Raw genomic sequence first — 15,849 nt, forward strand, 5'->3', positions numbered from 1 at the left:
GGATGGGAAATCTGATTGATGCTAGCACGGCTCTATGCTTGCTTTGGCGTGCCCTGGCACTTGCGTGGGGCGGGCAATGCAGGCTGTCGGTTTGTCACTACAAGCGGATGCGCTTTCCTTCACCCAAAAGAAAACCCCTGAGGGTGAAACCCGATGCAGCCAAGTAAGGCTGCCTGGTTTTCTCCCATCAGGGGTGTTACAGGCCGGGTAGGCCCTGGCTTATCGACCCGAGCAGTGGCCACCGCTAGCAGCTTGTCCACTGCCCCAGGCAATGGGGGCGGGCTCGGGACGGTAGGGATAGTCTTGCAGGCTGTCCATGACAACTAGCAAGACAACGACCAGCCAGAAAGTACTGGTAATAAGGCGGAAAGTAGTTTTGCTCATGCTTGCACGACTCAAGGATTAACGCGGCGACGAATGCGCACGCCTATGATGGACCCGGCAAAGGCCAGTGCAAACCAGACCCAGCCATGGATGCTGGCCGAGGCAATGCCTCCCAGGAATGCGCCCACATTACATCCAAAGGCCATACGGGCACTGTAGCCCATCACCAGGCCCGCAATTGCACCTACCCACAAAGTGCGGGCATTGGGGGATTTGAAATTGGCAGGATGATTCCAGCGTGAGGCTGCCATGGCGCCCAAAATCAAACCAAAGTTGGTGACCGAAGTAACGTCAGCCAGGACGGGTTCAGCCAGACGTTGTGCATGTGGAGCCACGCCCCAGAACGCGTCGCCAACTGGGGACCAGCCCAGAGCCGAGAATACTTTTGCGCCCCACAAGCCAATACCATAGACGATGCCCCAGGGTTGGCCTGCGACGATCATGTGAATGGCATACAGCACGGCCAGCAGCAAAGCGCCCATCCACCAGCGCATTTCCCATTTGGCAGGTGGGCTGTTTTGCTCTTTCCGATGGCGACGTGCACCTCGGCCGACGAACCAGGATACGGCGGCGCAGCCTAGTACGGTAATCAACAAGGCAGTGGGCCAGCCCAAGGACACAGTCAGGTCGATAGCGGGTAGGCCGCCCAGGGCAATCCAGCCGGGCTGGTGCGATGCGCCTAGAAAGCTACCAATGGCAAAGGTAGGCAGAACTGCAAAGGAAATCGGTGCGCCTGCGCCTGCTTTATAGAGAGTGCCGGAACCGCAGCCATCGGCCAGTTGCATGGCAGCGCCAAACAGAAAGGCACCCAATACCAGGCTGATGGTCAATGGGGCAATCGCGCCAACCAGCTCACCGCCACTATCGGCGATCAAGGGTAGGGTGAAGGCAGCGGCCAATACCAGCAGGAGCATTTGTGCCCAGATACCTTGAGGGTCACGGCGCTCGATATAGTTACGCCATCCGGTCGTGAAACCGAAACGGGCTCCTTGCAGGACGGCACCAAAGCCAATCCCCAGCAGGGTGAGCAGGCCTTGGCGCAGTCCACCTACCAGAGCGACCCCAACAATCAGGGCCAGGCTGGCCAGGATAAAGCCCAGTCTAGTCAGATAAAGCATGATCGATTTCTTTAGTTAATGGCGCGTTTGGCATCGAGTTTCAGAACTTCGAAACGGGAGGGCTGGTTATCCATAGGCAAGTTGCTGCGGCTCCATTCCACGACGGACTCGGGGTAGAGCTTCACGTTAGGGTTGCCGGCCAGTTCGGACAGGACAAACCAGTTCGTGGCAGCCCAGTGGCCGGTATTGCAGAACGAAACGGTGGGTTTGTCGTCCAGGCCTTGTTCTTTGACGATCTTGACGAGTTCTCCGGTGTCTTTCAGGACAGGTTTGTCGCTACGGAAAAAGCTGTTGAAGTCCAGCTCGCGTGCGCCGGGCAGGGTGCCGTAGCGGGCGGCGGCGTCAACGCGCTTTTCGCCTTTGAAGAATTCGGTTGGGCGAGCGTCCAGCAGGACGGGAGCCTGACCGTTCTTGATGTAGTCAGCGACTTCTTGTGTGCTGACCACCATGTCTTTGTTGTAGTGGTAGCTGAATTCGGTGGGGGTGACAGTGGGGGTGTCTTTGCTCAGGGCTTTGCCTTCGGCTTCCCAGGCTTGCAGGCCGCCGTCCAGAATGGATAGCTGGGTCAGGCCGCCAGCTTTCAGTGTCCAGTACACGCGTGCTGCTGCGCCGAAGTCCGTGGGGTTGGCGCCCGCGTAGGTGACGACAACGTAGCTGTCCTTGGAAATGCCGGCTTTGCTGAACAGGGCAGACAGCTCGGCTTCGGAGCGCAGGGCACCGGCGTTCTCGGCTGGGCCGCGGTAGGCACCATATGGAGTGTGGACGGCACCTGGTACATGGCCTGCTGCATATTCTTTGTCTGTGCGGATATCCAGAATGCGCAGATTGTTTTGATCCAGCTTGGTGGCCAGGTCGCCAGCCGAGATCAATGCGGCTGGTTTGGCTGCCGTGTCGGGTGTGCTTGGCTCTGCGGAAGCAGTCGGTGCCAGGACCGCGCTGAATGCAAATGCCAAGGAGATGAGGATTGGTTTGATCATTATTACTCTCTTGAGTAAGCAGAGGCCTGCTTAGAGGATTAAGTGCATAAGGAATGGTAATGAACGTGGCTACAGAAAATAACAATGAATTGGGGATTAGCTTATTGCTTGGGGGCGTAAGGAGGGGAGGATCTCTATATATAGAGTAGATAGGAGGGGGAGCTGTGTTTGTGCCCAGCCTTGGGTGAGCTTGTGTCTCTGTAGTTGCTTTCTGCAGGCGTGTCTTTGTCCTCTATATTGAGAGAGCGTGCCGGTCTAGAGGACGTTCTATCGGTGAAGAAAGCTGGGTTTTTTCTACTAGAGAGGATGTGTTGAGATGATTGGTGTTCTCATGAGTGCAGACTTAGAGACTTAGAGACTTAGAGACTTAGAGACTTAGAGACTTAGAGACTCGGAGAATCTAAGACCTAAGCAAAGAGACTGAGAACCAAAGGGCTATTGAAGGTCAGTGAGGATAGAGGGTGGGGGGATTGGATTACTTCTTGGGGAGGCTCACCACCCAACTATATATAGAGGGTTGAGTCGCAACAATGAATGGCCCTTCTATATAGAGAGGGCGCTCATTGTTTCAACCGCTCTACGTAGGTCGCCACTCGAGGCCCCGGGACCGGGTGTTGGGGCGGACTACTTGCCGGCGCAATGCGCCGGTCCCCTGGTCGCAGTCATGATCGGGGCGCAGTCTGAACTCGCCCAGTGATTGGTCCCCCGGACCAATCACAAACTTTGGGCTCAAACAGCAGACTGCTTGTATCCCCGATCATGACTGCGACTGCGGCAAGTACTCTGACTCGCCCCAACACCCGGTCCCGGGGCCCCGAGCGGCTAGCAGCCCTGCATAATGCTCGATCTTGGAGGCCATTCAACTCGCTATCTATATAGAGACACTGTTGATTGGAGGCATAGGGCCGATGCAGTGTTCGTGTGGTCGTTCTTTTGTCCGTTATCCATCCATCCATCCATCCATCCATCCATCCATCCAGCCAGCCAGCCAGCAAGCAAGCAAGCAAGCAAGCAAGCAAGCAAGCAAGCAAGCAAGCAAGCAAGCAAGCAAGCAAGCAAGCAAGCAAGCAAGCAAGCAAGCAAGCAAGCAAGCAAGCAAGCAAGCAAGCAAGCAAGCAAGCAAGCAAGCAAGCAAGCAAGCAAGCAAGCAAGCAAGCAAGCAAGCAAGCAAGCAAGCAAGCACAAGGGCTGATGACTGGTGTGGGTGATGAGTTTCGCTGTCTCTATATAGAGAAAGGGCTATTAGGCGGCAGGAGAATATCTAGCCAATTTTCACGAGAAAAACAGCGGTTTGGTCTGGAAGATGCGGTTGAGGATGGGCTGGCCGCTACCAGGGGAAAAGACTGAAGTTAAGCTAAAAAATATTTTTATAGTTATTCTTCATAGTTATCAATGAGCTAAGGGTTTTTTGGCGGTTTCTCTCCTGAAATACCTAGGAAAATCCCATAGAACGCTTGCAAAGCGGAAAATCCTCGTGCTATAGTTCTTTTCTCGCTGCAGCACACACAGGGTTTTCCCCGAAGCGCCGCAGAGAGCAGTTAGACAAGTTTCACCGCCTTGGCCAAGAGGCCCGCACCGAAACTTGAATGACTGGTCAGGAAACTGACAGGGTGTAAAACCCGGAGCTTGACAAATCAGAAAATTCTGTGTTAAAGTTCTAGGTTCTGCTCCAGAGAACGCAATGTTAAGTTTTTAAGCGGTTTTGCAGGTTGAAACGGTTTTGAGAATTTACCCTTGTTTGTGAAGTTAGATAGTTGACCTCACGGTTGATTGTTCAGTAGGTAAGAAAGAACGAAAGTTCTGGTTTAAGCGGGACGAGTTGGACGGTTTTAAAACTTTCTAGCTTCTTCAAAAAACGCTTGACACACTGCCTGATCTGCTTCATAATCTCGTTTCTCTGCTGCTAACACAGCAAGGTACGAAGCGCTAAGCGCGACGAGCCAGCCGGGTTAGTCAGTAGAACGACAGGCAACTGTCACTGCTCTTTAACAATTAACAGCCGATAAGTGTGGGCGCTTGGAATGAGCGAGTCGAACCCTTCGGGGATCGCCACAAGTTTGTATCAAGTGCTCACAAACGAAAGATGAAGAATTACCTTGTGTAACTCTGAATTTTTCTTTGAGACACAATCGGTCTCGTCGCAAGACGGGACAACCACAGAGATTAAACTGAAGAGTTTGATCCTGGCTCAGATTGAACGCTAGCGGGATGCTTTACACATGCAAGTCGAACGGCAGCGCGAGAGAGCTTGCTCTCTTGGCGGCGAGTGGCGGACGGGTGAGTAATATATCGGAACGTGCCCAGTAGCGGGGGATAACTACTCGAAAGAGTGGCTAATACCGCATACGCCCTACGGGGGAAAGGGGGGGATCGCAAGACCTCTCACTATTGGAGCGGCCGATATCGGATTAGCTAGTTGGTGGGGTAAAGGCTCACCAAGGCAACGATCCGTAGCTGGTTTGAGAGGACGACCAGCCACACTGGGACTGAGACACGGCCCAGACTCCTACGGGAGGCAGCAGTGGGGAATTTTGGACAATGGGGGAAACCCTGATCCAGCCATCCCGCGTGTATGATGAAGGCCTTCGGGTTGTAAAGTACTTTTGGCAGAGAAGAAAAGGTATCCCCTAATACGGGATACTGCTGACGGTATCTGCAGAATAAGCACCGGCTAACTACGTGCCAGCAGCCGCGGTAATACGTAGGGTGCAAGCGTTAATCGGAATTACTGGGCGTAAAGCGTGTGTAGGCGGTTCGGAAAGAAAGATGTGAAATCCCAGGGCTCAACCTTGGAACTGCATTTTTAACTGCCGAGCTAGAGTATGTCAGAGGGGGGTAGAATTCCACGTGTAGCAGTGAAATGCGTAGATATGTGGAGGAATACCGATGGCGAAGGCAGCCCCCTGGGATAATACTGACGCTCAGACACGAAAGCGTGGGGAGCAAACAGGATTAGATACCCTGGTAGTCCACGCCCTAAACGATGTCAACTAGCTGTTGGGGCCGTTAGGCCTTAGTAGCGCAGCTAACGCGTGAAGTTGACCGCCTGGGGAGTACGGTCGCAAGATTAAAACTCAAAGGAATTGACGGGGACCCGCACAAGCGGTGGATGATGTGGATTAATTCGATGCAACGCGAAAAACCTTACCTACCCTTGACATGTCTGGAAAGCCGAAGAGATTTGGCCGTGCTCGCAAGAGAACCGGAACACAGGTGCTGCATGGCTGTCGTCAGCTCGTGTCGTGAGATGTTGGGTTAAGTCCCGCAACGAGCGCAACCCTTGTCATTAGTTGCTACGCAAGAGCACTCTAATGAGACTGCCGGTGACAAACCGGAGGAAGGTGGGGATGACGTCAAGTCCTCATGGCCCTTATGGGTAGGGCTTCACACGTCATACAATGGTCGGGACAGAGGGTCGCCAACCCGCGAGGGGGAGCCAATCTCAGAAACCCGATCGTAGTCCGGATCGCAGTCTGCAACTCGACTGCGTGAAGTCGGAATCGCTAGTAATCGCGGATCAGAATGTCGCGGTGAATACGTTCCCGGGTCTTGTACACACCGCCCGTCACACCATGGGAGTGGGTTTCACCAGAAGTAGGTAGCCTAACCGCAAGGAGGGCGCTTACCACGGTGGGATTCATGACTGGGGTGAAGTCGTAACAAGGTAGCCGTATCGGAAGGTGCGGCTGGATCACCTCCTTTTAGAGCGAATGGCTCGCAAAGCGAAAGCGTCCACACTTATTGGCTGTTAGTTAATGTCATGACCATTGAAGGTATCGCCCACTGGTGATAGATGGGTCAGTAGCTCAGTCGGTTAGAGCACCGTCTTGATAAGGCGGGGGTCGTTGGTTCGATTCCAACTTGACCCACCAACGATTACCTCGGGGGATTAGCTCAGCTGGGAGAGCACCTGCTTTGCAAGCAGGGGGTCGTCGGTTCGATCCCGTCATCCTCCACCACCGCTTTTGTGGTTGGTTGTCGATACAGCAAAGTTCATGACAGAGTATAGGGCACAGGCCAACAGCGGTTGACCTGGCGCTAGATTCAACGAAGAGTGTTCTTTTTCAAGAATACTGCTCGTTGGGTTATGCAACCCACGAATTGCTCTTTAACAATTAGGAAGAAGCACAACGAAGGTGTGTTGTCTAATAAACGCAAGACGATTAGTCGCCTTGTGATGACAATACACGGGTTGTGATTGCAACAGAACAAATTATGTTCAACGAAAGTTCTCAAAAATATAGACGTTGTCTGATCTTCGGATTGGATAACAGCTAAGGATTGATGAACGGCAACAACGTATACTCATATTCCTATAACAGCATCAAGCGTTATAGGATCAAGCGAATAAGTGCATATGATGGATGCCTTGGCGATCACAGGCGATGAAGGACGCGGTAGCCTGCGAAAAGCTACGGGGAGCTGGCAAACAAGCTTTGATCCGTAGATGTCCGAATGGGGAAACCCACCGTAGTAATACGGTATCCCATGCTGAATACATAGGCATGTGGAGGCGAACCGAGTGAACTGAACCATCTCAGTAACTCGAGGAAAAGAAATCAACCGAGATTCCGGAAGTAGTGGCGAGCGAAACCGGACCAGCCTGGATGTTTTAGCGTAGTGAATAGTCGAATGGAATGGAAAGTCCAGCCGTAGCAGGTGATAGCCCTGTAGGCGAAATTCAGTACGTGGAACTAAGCATCGAACAAGTAGGGCGGGACACGTGAAATCCTGTCTGAATATGGGGGGACCATCCTCCAAGGCTAAATACTCGTGATCGACCGATAGTGAACCAGTACCGTGAGGGAAAGGCGAAAAGAACCCCGGAAGGGGAGTGAAATAGATCCTGAAATCGTATGCATACAAACAGTAGGAGCACCTTCGTGGTGTGACTGCGTACCTTTTGTATAATGGGTCAGCGACTTACATTCAGTGGCAAGCTTAACCGAATAGGGGAGGCGTAGCGAAAGCGAGTCCGAATAGGGCGATTCAGTCGCTGGGTGTAGACCCGAAACCAGGCGATCTATCCATGGCCAGGTTGAAGGCACGGTAACACGTGCTGGAGGACCGAACCCACTAATGTTGAAAAATTAGGGGATGAGCTGTGGATCGGAGTGAAAGGCTAAACAAGCCTGGAGATAGCTGGTTCTCTCCGAAAACTATTTAGGTAGTGCCTCGTATATTACTGCCGGGGGTAGAGCACTGTTATGGCTAGGGGGTCACAGCGACTTACCAACCCATGGCAAACTCCGAATACCGGCAAGTACAGTACGGGAGACAGAGCACCGGGTGCTAACGTCCGGACTCAAGAGGGAAACAACCCAGACCGCCAGCTAAGGTCCCTAACTATGGCTAAGTGGGAAACGAAGTGGGAAGGCATAGACAGTCAGGAGGTTGGCTTAGAAGCAGCCATCCTTTAAAGAAAGCGTAATAGCTCACTGATCGAGTCGTCCTGCGCGGAAGATGTAACGGGGCTAAGCCATAGACCGAAGCTGCGGATGTGTACTTTTAGTACACATGGTAGGAGAGCGTTCCGTAAGCCTGTGAAGGTGTTCCGTGAGGAATGCTGGAGGTATCGGAAGTGAGAATGCTGACATGAGTAGCGATAAAGGGGGTGAAAAGCCCCCTCGCCGTAAGTCCAAGGTTTCCTGCGCAACGTTCATCGGCGCAGGGTGAGTCGGCCCCTAAGGCGAGGCAGAGATGCGTAGCTGATGGGAAGCGGGTTAATATTCCCGCACCGTCGTAGAGTGCGATGGGGGGACGGATTGCAGAATGTTATCGGGGTGTTGGATGTCCCCGTTGGCGCATCATAGAAGGCACTTAGGCAAATCCGGGTGCGTAATTCAAGGGTGTGACTGGATAGAGCTTCGGCTCTAAACTAACTGGAAGCAGTTCCAAGAAAAGCCTCTAAGCTTCAGCTCTACGAGACCGTACCGCAAACCGACACAGGTGGACGGGATGAATATTCCAAGGCGCTTGAGAGAACTCAGGAGAAGGAACTCGGCAAATTAATACCGTAACTTCGGGAGAAGGTATGCCTCATTAGTGTGATGTGCCTGCGCACAAAGCATGAAGAGGCCGCAGTGAATCGGTGGCTGCGACTGTTTACTAAAAACACAGCACTCTGCAAACACGAAAGTGGACGTATAGGGTGTGACGCCTGCCCGGTGCCGGAAGGTTAAGTGATGGGGTGCAAGCTCTTGATCGAAGCCCCGGTAAACGGCGGCCGTAACTATAACGGTCCTAAGGTAGCGAAATTCCTTGTCGGGTAAGTTCCGACCTGCACGAATGGCGTAACGATGGCCACACTGTCTCCTCCTGAGACTCAGCGAAGTTGACATGGTTGTGATGATGCAATCTCCCCGCGGCTAGACGGAAAGACCCCATGAACCTTTACTGTAGCTTTGCATTGGATTGTGAACCGGCCTGTGTAGGATAGGTGGGAGACGTTGAAGCGTGGTCGCCAGATCGCGTGGAGTCATCCTTGAAATACCACCCTGGTCTGTTTGCGGTTCTAACCTAGGTCCCTTATCGGGATCGGGGACCGTGCATGGTGGGCAGTTTGACTGGGGCGGTCTCCTCCTAAAGTGTAACGGAGGAGTTCGAAGGTACGCTAGAGACGGTCGGAAATCGTCTTGATAGTGCAATGGCATAAGCGTGCTTGACTGTGAGACTGACAAGTCGAACAGGTACGAAAGTAGGACATAGTGATCCGGTGGTTCTGTATGGAAGGGCCATCGCTCAACGGATAAAAGGTACTCTGGGGATAACAGGCTGATACCGCCCAAGAGTTCATATCGACGGCGGTGTTTGGCACCTCGATGTCGGCTCATCTCATCCTGGGGCTGTAGCCGGTCCCAAGGGTATGGCTGTTCGCCATTTAAAGAGGTACGTGAGCTGGGTTTAAAACGTCGTGAGACAGTTTGGTCCCTATCTGCCGTGGGCGTTGGATACTTGACGGAGCCTGCTCCTAGTACGAGAGGACCGGAGTGGACGTACCACTGGTGTATCGGTTGTCATGCCAATGGCATTGCCGAGTAGCTACGTACGGAAGAGATAACCGCTGAAGGCATCTAAGCGGGAAACTCGTCTGAAGATTAGGTATCCCGGGGGCTTGACCCCCCTGTAGGGTCGTCCGAGACCAGGACGTTGATAGGCTGGGTGTGGAAGTGCAGTAATGCATGTAGCTAACCAGTACTAATTGCCCGTGTGGCTTGATCCTATAACCCTTGAGGTTGTAGTGAGTTAAGTTGTTGACCACAGAACGTAATATTGAAGTGCAGCGCAACCCGCGCTCGACACCTTCGTAACCGCTGCTAGCTGATCCGTACTGATCGCTAGCGGTGTGCTTCTTCCAATTGGCTGGGGCGTCCCTTAAAAGACGACTCGGCAACCAGTTACGCTTGACGACCATAGCAAGGTGGTCCCACACCTTCCCATCCCGAACAGGACTGTGAAACGCCTTTGCGCCGATGATAGTGGACGGACGTCTGTGAAAGTAGGTCATCGTCAAGCTCTTATTCCTCAAAACCCCCGCAAGCATCCCTTGCGGGGGTTTTGTTTTATGCGGCGACAAAAGCGCAGGCTACCGGTCTGTCTCGGATTGCTCGAAGGCCTGACCCTGGACCGCCCGGTTCAGGCGTACCGCCACCCCTCCTGGCCCGTTCCGGGCTGCGTGTATTCCTTATTCTTACCGACGCCGATTGGCCCAACCCTAGCAGGTCGGTCTTGGCATCCTGTCCCGGCACCAGAGGATTGGCGTTCAATCCGTCGCTGCTTACCTGTAGGGTGGTCGGTCGTTCCTCTCTTGCTGTACTGACTGTCTGTTGTTGAAACGCGGCGACAGACCACTTCTTCTTCTTCTTCTGCTGCTACTGATTGCTCCGGATAGTGACGCTAATCGGCATGCGCGGTGCCTGCTCTATGAGTGGCCCGCATAGCGCTTGTTTCTTCGGTAACTGCATAGAGCGTGACTGGATCATAGAAGCGGCATTTCATACGCCGCTTCTTCTGCCTGGATGGTGGTAGCTCTGCCACTGTCATACGGTTAATGCTCAAAGTATGGGTAAAATAGTTCGGTATAGTTATTGTTAATGCTTGTTTCAGGAGAACCGAATGAATCAGCCCATTAGCCCCGAGCTTGAACCAGGCTTGTCGCTGCGCAAGATTACGCACATCTGCTATGGCTTGTTTTCTTTGGCTATGATCAGTGCAGGTATCTTCGGTGCTGCAGCTGTAGCAGCTGTGATTCTGGCTTACGTCAAACGCGGTGATGCATCGGGCACTATTTATGCCAGCCATCTGGATTGGGTCATCAAGACTTTTTGGTGGGGACTGTTGTGGGTGGTGTTGAGCGCTTTGCTGACGACCATCTTTATTGGTTGGGTAACCGCTCTGGTAGCCATGGTATGGATCATCCACCGTCTGATTAAAGGCTGGTTGGCTTTGGCAGGTGGTCAGGCTCTGGGCCACGACTACTAACGCGATCCCATTTCAGTAGTGTTCTGGCGTAGCCCAGAAAGAAATATTTAAAAGGTGCTCAGATGAGCACCTTTTTTTATTTGATGTTGCTTTGCTTGGGCTTGCTCAGATTTGGCCAGCATCTGCTTGGCTATGCACCCCGGTTCAGGCCCTTGGTCGGTGCGTTTCGCTTATCCCTGTTGAGGAAGACTTTAAGGTGCCAGCAGGTGGATCTGTTCGACATGCATATGATGCAGGCACTCACGCAGCAGCAAGAGATAAATACCCAGGTTTTGATTATTGACCAGCTGATGGATATTTTCCAAAGAGCCCGCGTTGATCATTTTCAGGCTGACCGCTCCTTGGCTGGCTGCTGCATACAGGGTGAACAGGTCGTCAATCATGTCCCGATTAAGAGTGTGCTGCTCGCTGCCTTGGGCATCTGTGAGCCAGACGCCAAGCTCTTCAGCAAACTCCCCAGCGGCAAACACCATGAACTGACGCAGATCCAGGCTGGCTGGCATGATCGCGTCTTCCACGACCTCGATAGCATGTTCCAACTGCGCTGCGCGCGAGCTGGAGTCTGCGAAACAGCTTGCCAAGAGCTGGACGCCACTAAGTTCCGGGAAGTGCTCGGTATGAACAGGGACACCCTTATGAGCCATGCTTATTTCAGCGTGATCGGAGCCGAAATCAAGGATAGCCACTTGTGCTTGAGGATGAGCGGTTTGCAGGTTTTGCAGTATTACCGGGGTACTGGCTGGAGGTGGTGGTCGGGAGCTGTCTGACATAAATATCCTTAAGGTATTTCAATCCGTTTGCTCTTGCTCTCCTGCTTGCTTGAATAGCGCCAAAGCAAGATGCCGTTGTGTGTCGTGATCCACGATGGGGGCCGGGTAATCCTGTCCCAGCCTGAATTCGATAGGAAGCTGCTTGGCCTGCCAGGGGGCATGCACGGCCTGCTTGTCCAGAGACGCCAGCTCAGGGACATAGCGTCGTATGAATTGCCCCTCTGGATCAAATTTACGCGATTGGGTGATGGGATTAAAGATGCGAAAGTAAGGCTGCGCATCGCATCCGGTAGAGGCGGCCCATTGCCAGCCTCCCACATTGGAAGCCATATCGTAATCAAGCAGCTTCTGAGCGAAATATTGTTCACCCCAACGCCAGTCTATCAGCAAGTCTTTCACCAGAAAGGAAGCGCTGATCATACGGAGCCGGTTGTGCATATAGCCTGACTGGTTCAATTGACGCATGGCGGCATCCACAATCGGGTAGCCAGTCCGGCCTTCTTTCCAGGCCTGGAACCAGTCTTCGCGATTAGGGAAGGGCAGATCCTTGTAGGCGGGCTTGAAGCTCTCTGTCGCCGTTTCAGGGTGATGCCACAGGAACTGCTGATAGAACTCTCGCCAGATCAATTCGCTAAGCCATGTTGCTGCGCCCTCGGAGTCGCTGGGCCAAGCTAAAGATACCGCTTGGCGGATAGAGAGGGTTCCAAAGCGCAGATGGGGAGCCAGATAGGACACCCCTCGTTTGGCTGGAAAGTCTCGGCGCTCCTGGTAAGCGTGGATTCTGGGTTCGAATTCTTCCAGCAAGGTTTGGGCGCCTTGCCAACCGGCGGGGTTCAGCAGTTTTGCGCGAGACTCGTCTTGAAAGCCCAGTTGCTCCAAGCCAGGCAAGGCTTGCTCGGGCAGCGCGGCCCATTGGCCTTGCGAGCAGTCGTATGCTTGCACATTTTCAGATTGGATACGCGCCAGCCAATTGCGCTTGTAGGGCGTAAAAACCGTGTAGGGCTGTTTCTGTTGGGTCAGGATTTCATCCTGCGCAAAGATCACCTGGTCCTTGAACAGCTGCAGTTCCATGCCTTGTGAGGATAGAGCATGGCTGACAGCCCGATCCCGCGTGATGGCCGCAGGCTCGTAGTCCTCGTTTGTATAGACGGTTTTTGCATTCAGGCTGATCGCCAATTCTGGAATTTTCTGTACAGGGTCCCCATAAACCGTGATCAGATCACTGCCATTTTGACGCAGCTGCTCCTGAACCTGTAGCAGGCTGTCGTAGATAAAAGCCAGTCGGACATCATTGGCGGGTAAGGATTGCAGGATGGTGCTGTCAAAGACAAACACACAGGCTACAGGCAAACCACTTTTCAAGGCATGGTGCAAGGCAGCATGATCGTGCAAACGTAGATCACGGCGTAGCCAGCACAAGGCGCGTGGGATTTGAGCGGGTGGGGTAGAGAATGAAATCGACATGAATACGAGAAAGCAGCGGACTTGATGCCGCCAAATGAAAAAAGGGCCGCGGCTGAAAGCTCAGCGGCGCGGCCCGATATTGCCAGAGGTGCCTGGGCACCCCGTGCTTATTTCAGGTGAGCGCTGACCAGCTTGGTCAGTTCAAACATGGAGACCTGGTCCTTGCCGAACAAGGGGCGCAGCTTGGCGTCGGCATTGATGTTGCGACGGTTCTTGGGATCCTGGAGATCGTGTTTCTTGATGTATTCCCAGATTTTCTTCGTAACTTCAGTACGCGGCAGCGCGCCAGAGCCAATCACCGCAGCCAGTGTTGGGCTAGGAGTGAGTGGTTTCATGAAGGCTGCATTGGGTTTGCGGGTAGCAGGCTTTTTTTCAGTGCTGGCCATGAACGGAACTCCTGAGAAACGAGTTGAAGGGGCGGGTTATGCGCTAGGGCACGACTTGTCTGTCAGCATACCGTGATACTCCCTATACGTCCAAGCCCTTTGTGAGCAAGAGCTTTGCGGGTCTGTAAGCAGATTTTCCAGTGTTTACAGGCTGCTGCAACGCACTATGGATTTGGGTTCGGGATTCCTGTGCCAATCATGCGCAGCACAGGTAGCTGTAGCATAATGATGGATTCGGCCTGCTGAAAGGCAATTTTGGCACCTGTTGCTTTATTGACGGTTCAAAGCACGGGCCTTTGTTTGATATTGAGTAAAGATATGAGCCCTACTGTGGATACCCTGGTCATTCGTCGTCCTGATGATTGGCATTTGCACCTGCGCGATGGCGCTGTGTTGGAATCGGTCTTGGGCCATACCGCGGCACAATTTGACCGGGCTATCGTCATGCCCAACCTGACGCCGCCCGTTACCGCAACGGCACAGGCTCTGGCCTACCGCGAGCGTATCCTGGCCGCTTTGGCCAAAACTGAGTACGCTGGCAAGTTTGAGCCTTTGATGACCTTGTACCTGACCGACAATACTCAGCCAGAGGAAATTATCCGCGCCAAGGAAAGCGGAGTTGTGCATGGCGTCAAGCTGTATCCTGCCGGTGCCACCACCAACTCCGACGCGGGCGTGACAGATTTGTTGAAGAACTGTTCCAAGGTGCTGGCCCAGATGCAGGAATCGGGTATGCCTTTGCTGATGCACGGAGAGGTCACAGACCCCAGCATCGACTTGTTCGACCGGGAAGCCGTATTCATCGAGCGTGTGATGATCCCCATGCGCAAGGCCTTCCCCGAACTGAAAGTGGTGTTTGAGCACCTGACCACGGCAGAGGGCGCTGCCTATGTGAGCCAGGCGGAAGGCCCGGTTGCCGCAACCATCACCGCCCATCACTTGCTCTATAACCGTAATGCTTTGTTCCAAGGCGGTTTGCAGCCACACTGGTACTGTTTGCCTGTCTTGAAGCGCGAGAAGCATCGCCAGGCCCTGGTTGATGCTGCCACCAGCGACAGCAATCGTTTCTTCCTGGGTACAGACAGTGCACCACACTCGCGTAGCCGCAAAGAACAAAGTTGTGGCTGTGCGGGCTGTTATACCGCACTGCACGCGATGGAGCTGTACGCATCGGCTTTTGACAAGGCTGGCCGTCTGGATCGCCTGGAAGCCTTTGCCAGCTTGAATGGCCCTGCTTTCTACGGCCTGCCCGTCAATGAAGGAACAATGACCTTGCAGCGCAGCCAGTTCACGATCCCCGAGTCTGTGGAGATGGCCGGTGAGCCATTGATTCCTCTGGCTGCCGGTCAAGCCCTGGACTGGAGTGTGGTGAGCTAAGGATGACAGAAGCCGCCTGGCTCCAGCGTCTTTACTAGCGCTGAGTCAGGCTGCTCTGGACAACTGGTTTCACCGCGAGATACCGTCGTGGAAACTGCTTTTCTTGATGTGGCGTGGTCTGCTTTGGCAGTCCGCATGGCCGCCACCGCTTTGGTTGTTGTTCTGGTGTCGTGGTCAGTGAGCGCATTTGGCCCATTGATTGGTGGTGCTCTGGCGGGTTTGCCCATGGTGTTGGGCCCCGGCTTCTATTTTCTGTCCCAGCAGTTCCCCGCCGATTATGTGCAGCAGGCGGCAACCTATGCCGTGTATTCGCTTAGTGCGACTCAGCTGTTTTTGCTGCTCATCATTGTTTGTGCTCCCACTTTGTCGCCTTGGCGCACCTTATTGTGTGCGGTCGCTGGTTGGGCGGTGGCCGCCTTGCTCTTGTCCTTCATGCCTGTGCAACCTGTGTTGGGGCTGGCTTTGTTTATTGCTGTGACTGCGTTCAGTTTGCGCGTGTCGCGTCGTCTGGCCGGCATGAAAGGGACCAGCAAAGCAAAAGCGGGTTGGGGTTTGCTGATATTCAGAGGGGCTTTGGCAGGACTTCTGGTTGCTATCGTGACCACCAGCAGCTCTTTGCTGGGGCCGAGCTTGTCGGGGCTGATCATGGCTTTCCCCATTGGCTACACCGTGGTCGCCGTGACCATTCACCAAACCTTGGGGGCAGCCAGCTTGGTCGCGACTTTGCGTTCGGCCTTGTGGGGAACAGGCAGTCTGGCGGGGTTTTGCACCACGCTGGCGTTGACCTTCACGCATTTACACTGGCTGACAGCCTTGCTGTTGGCTGCCGCCGTGTCGATTGCGATTACCTTGCTGTTGGTGTTCCGCCCCTGGGCTCGCCGGGGCTAAGCGC

10 protein-coding genes, 2 tRNA genes and 3 rRNA genes are annotated in these 15,849 nt (G+C 53.7%); 9 read left to right on the top strand and 6 right to left on the bottom strand.

Annotated elements, in window-relative coordinates:
- Positions 1–219: 219 nt before the first annotated feature.
- From MID00_RS12350 to MID00_RS12360, 3 genes are read right to left on the bottom strand one after another with little or no spacing between them, the layout of a single operon-like run.
- Complete coding sequence (locus tag MID00_RS12350; protein WP_009454924.1) at positions 220–384, bottom strand: hypothetical protein; 165 nt, start codon at positions 382–384, stop codon at positions 220–222.
- A gap of 11 nt (positions 385–395) precedes the next feature.
- Positions 396–1,502, bottom strand: coding sequence for a YeeE/YedE family protein (locus tag MID00_RS12355; RefSeq protein WP_009454926.1), 1,107 nt, complete (start codon positions 1,500–1,502; stop codon positions 396–398).
- An 11-nt stretch (positions 1,503–1,513) separates the two neighbouring features.
- The gene (locus MID00_RS12360; RefSeq protein WP_009454928.1) at positions 1,514–2,479 is read right to left on the bottom strand and encodes a sulfurtransferase; all 966 of its coding nucleotides are present in this window, start codon (positions 2,477–2,479) and stop codon (positions 1,514–1,516) included.
- Positions 2,480–3,400: 921 nt separating this feature from the next.
- On the opposite strand from MID00_RS12360, the gene MID00_RS12365 reads away from it, so the two are divergent.
- From MID00_RS12365 to MID00_RS12395, 7 genes are all read left to right on the top strand, one after another.
- Entirely contained in the window at positions 3,401–3,826 is a 426-nt protein-coding gene (locus MID00_RS12365) for a hypothetical protein (RefSeq protein ID WP_254498895.1), read from the top strand.
- Positions 3,827–4,644: 818 nt separating this feature from the next.
- Positions 4,645–6,181: ribosomal RNA gene (locus MID00_RS12370) — 16S ribosomal RNA — on the top strand.
- Between the two features lie 93 nt (positions 6,182–6,274).
- Positions 6,275–6,351: transfer RNA gene (locus MID00_RS12375), tRNA-Ile, on the top strand.
- Between the two features lie 11 nt (positions 6,352–6,362).
- Positions 6,363–6,438: transfer RNA gene (locus MID00_RS12380), tRNA-Ala, on the top strand.
- Positions 6,439–6,816: 378 nt separating this feature from the next.
- Positions 6,817–9,701 (top strand): 23S ribosomal RNA (locus MID00_RS12385).
- 180 nt (positions 9,702–9,881) lie between these two features.
- A 5S ribosomal RNA gene (gene rrf / locus MID00_RS12390) occupies positions 9,882–9,994 on the top strand.
- The 16S, 23S and 5S rRNA genes sit together here with 2 tRNA genes alongside, the layout of an rRNA operon.
- A 600-nt stretch (positions 9,995–10,594) precedes the next feature.
- Positions 10,595–10,960, top strand: coding sequence for a hypothetical protein (locus MID00_RS12395; protein WP_009459779.1), 366 nt, complete (start codon positions 10,595–10,597; stop codon positions 10,958–10,960).
- A gap of 191 nt (positions 10,961–11,151) precedes the next feature.
- Here MID00_RS12395 and MID00_RS12400 read toward each other — a convergent pair whose 3' ends face one another.
- From MID00_RS12400 to MID00_RS12410, 3 genes are all read right to left on the bottom strand, one after another.
- Positions 11,152–11,730 carry a hypothetical protein gene (locus MID00_RS12400; protein WP_250756020.1) on the bottom strand — a complete coding sequence of 193 codons (579 nt, stop codon included), beginning with the start codon at positions 11,728–11,730 and terminating at the stop codon, positions 11,152–11,154.
- Positions 11,731–11,748: 18 nt separating this feature from the next.
- A complete protein-coding gene (locus tag MID00_RS12405; RefSeq protein ID WP_254498896.1) occupies positions 11,749–13,194 on the bottom strand; it encodes a deoxyribodipyrimidine photo-lyase in 1,446 nt (481 codons plus the stop codon).
- 107 nt (positions 13,195–13,301) lie between these two features.
- Positions 13,302–13,580: an SWIB/MDM2 domain-containing protein gene (locus MID00_RS12410; RefSeq protein ID WP_009459783.1), complete on the bottom strand. Its 279-nt coding sequence runs from the start codon at positions 13,578–13,580 to the stop codon at positions 13,302–13,304.
- A 318-nt stretch (positions 13,581–13,898) separates the two neighbouring features.
- On the opposite strand from MID00_RS12410, the gene pyrC reads away from it, so the two are divergent.
- Together pyrC and MID00_RS12420 are read left to right on the top strand one after the other, a co-directional pair.
- Positions 13,899–14,957 carry a dihydroorotase gene (pyrC, locus tag MID00_RS12415; RefSeq protein ID WP_021446964.1) on the top strand — a complete coding sequence of 353 codons (1,059 nt, stop codon included), beginning with the start codon at positions 13,899–13,901 and terminating at the stop codon, positions 14,955–14,957.
- A gap of 87 nt (positions 14,958–15,044) precedes the next feature.
- Positions 15,045–15,845 carry a hypothetical protein gene (locus MID00_RS12420; RefSeq protein WP_250756018.1) on the top strand — a complete coding sequence of 267 codons (801 nt, stop codon included), beginning with the start codon at positions 15,045–15,047 and terminating at the stop codon, positions 15,843–15,845.
- Positions 15,846–15,849 lie beyond the last annotated feature (4 nt).

The organism is Alcaligenes sp. NLF5-7, assembly GCF_024266725.1.
GTDB lineage: Bacteria > Pseudomonadota > Gammaproteobacteria > Burkholderiales > Burkholderiaceae_B > Alcaligenes > Alcaligenes phenolicus.

Bases quoted from the DNA above. Each gene is read 5' to 3' on its own strand.
- MID00_RS12350 (WP_009454924.1), bottom strand. From the start codon at position 384: ATGAGCAAAACTACTTTCCGCCTTATTACCAGTACTTTCTGGCTGGTC.
- MID00_RS12355 (WP_009454926.1), bottom strand. From the start codon at position 1,502: ATGCTTTATCTGACTAGACTGGGCTTTATCCTGGCCAGCCTGGCCCTG.
- MID00_RS12360 (WP_009454928.1), bottom strand. From the start codon at position 2,479: ATGATCAAACCAATCCTCATCTCCTTGGCATTTGCATTCAGCGCGGTC.
- MID00_RS12395 (WP_009459779.1), top strand. From the start codon at position 10,595: ATGAATCAGCCCATTAGCCCCGAGCTTGAACCAGGCTTGTCGCTGCGC.
- MID00_RS12400 (WP_250756020.1), bottom strand. From the start codon at position 11,730: ATGTCAGACAGCTCCCGACCACCACCTCCAGCCAGTACCCCGGTAATA.
- MID00_RS12405 (WP_254498896.1), bottom strand. From the start codon at position 13,194: ATGTCGATTTCATTCTCTACCCCACCCGCTCAAATCCCACGCGCCTTG.
- MID00_RS12410 (WP_009459783.1), bottom strand. From the start codon at position 13,580: ATGGCCAGCACTGAAAAAAAGCCTGCTACCCGCAAACCCAATGCAGCC.
- pyrC (WP_021446964.1), top strand. From the start codon at position 13,899: ATGAGCCCTACTGTGGATACCCTGGTCATTCGTCGTCCTGATGATTGG.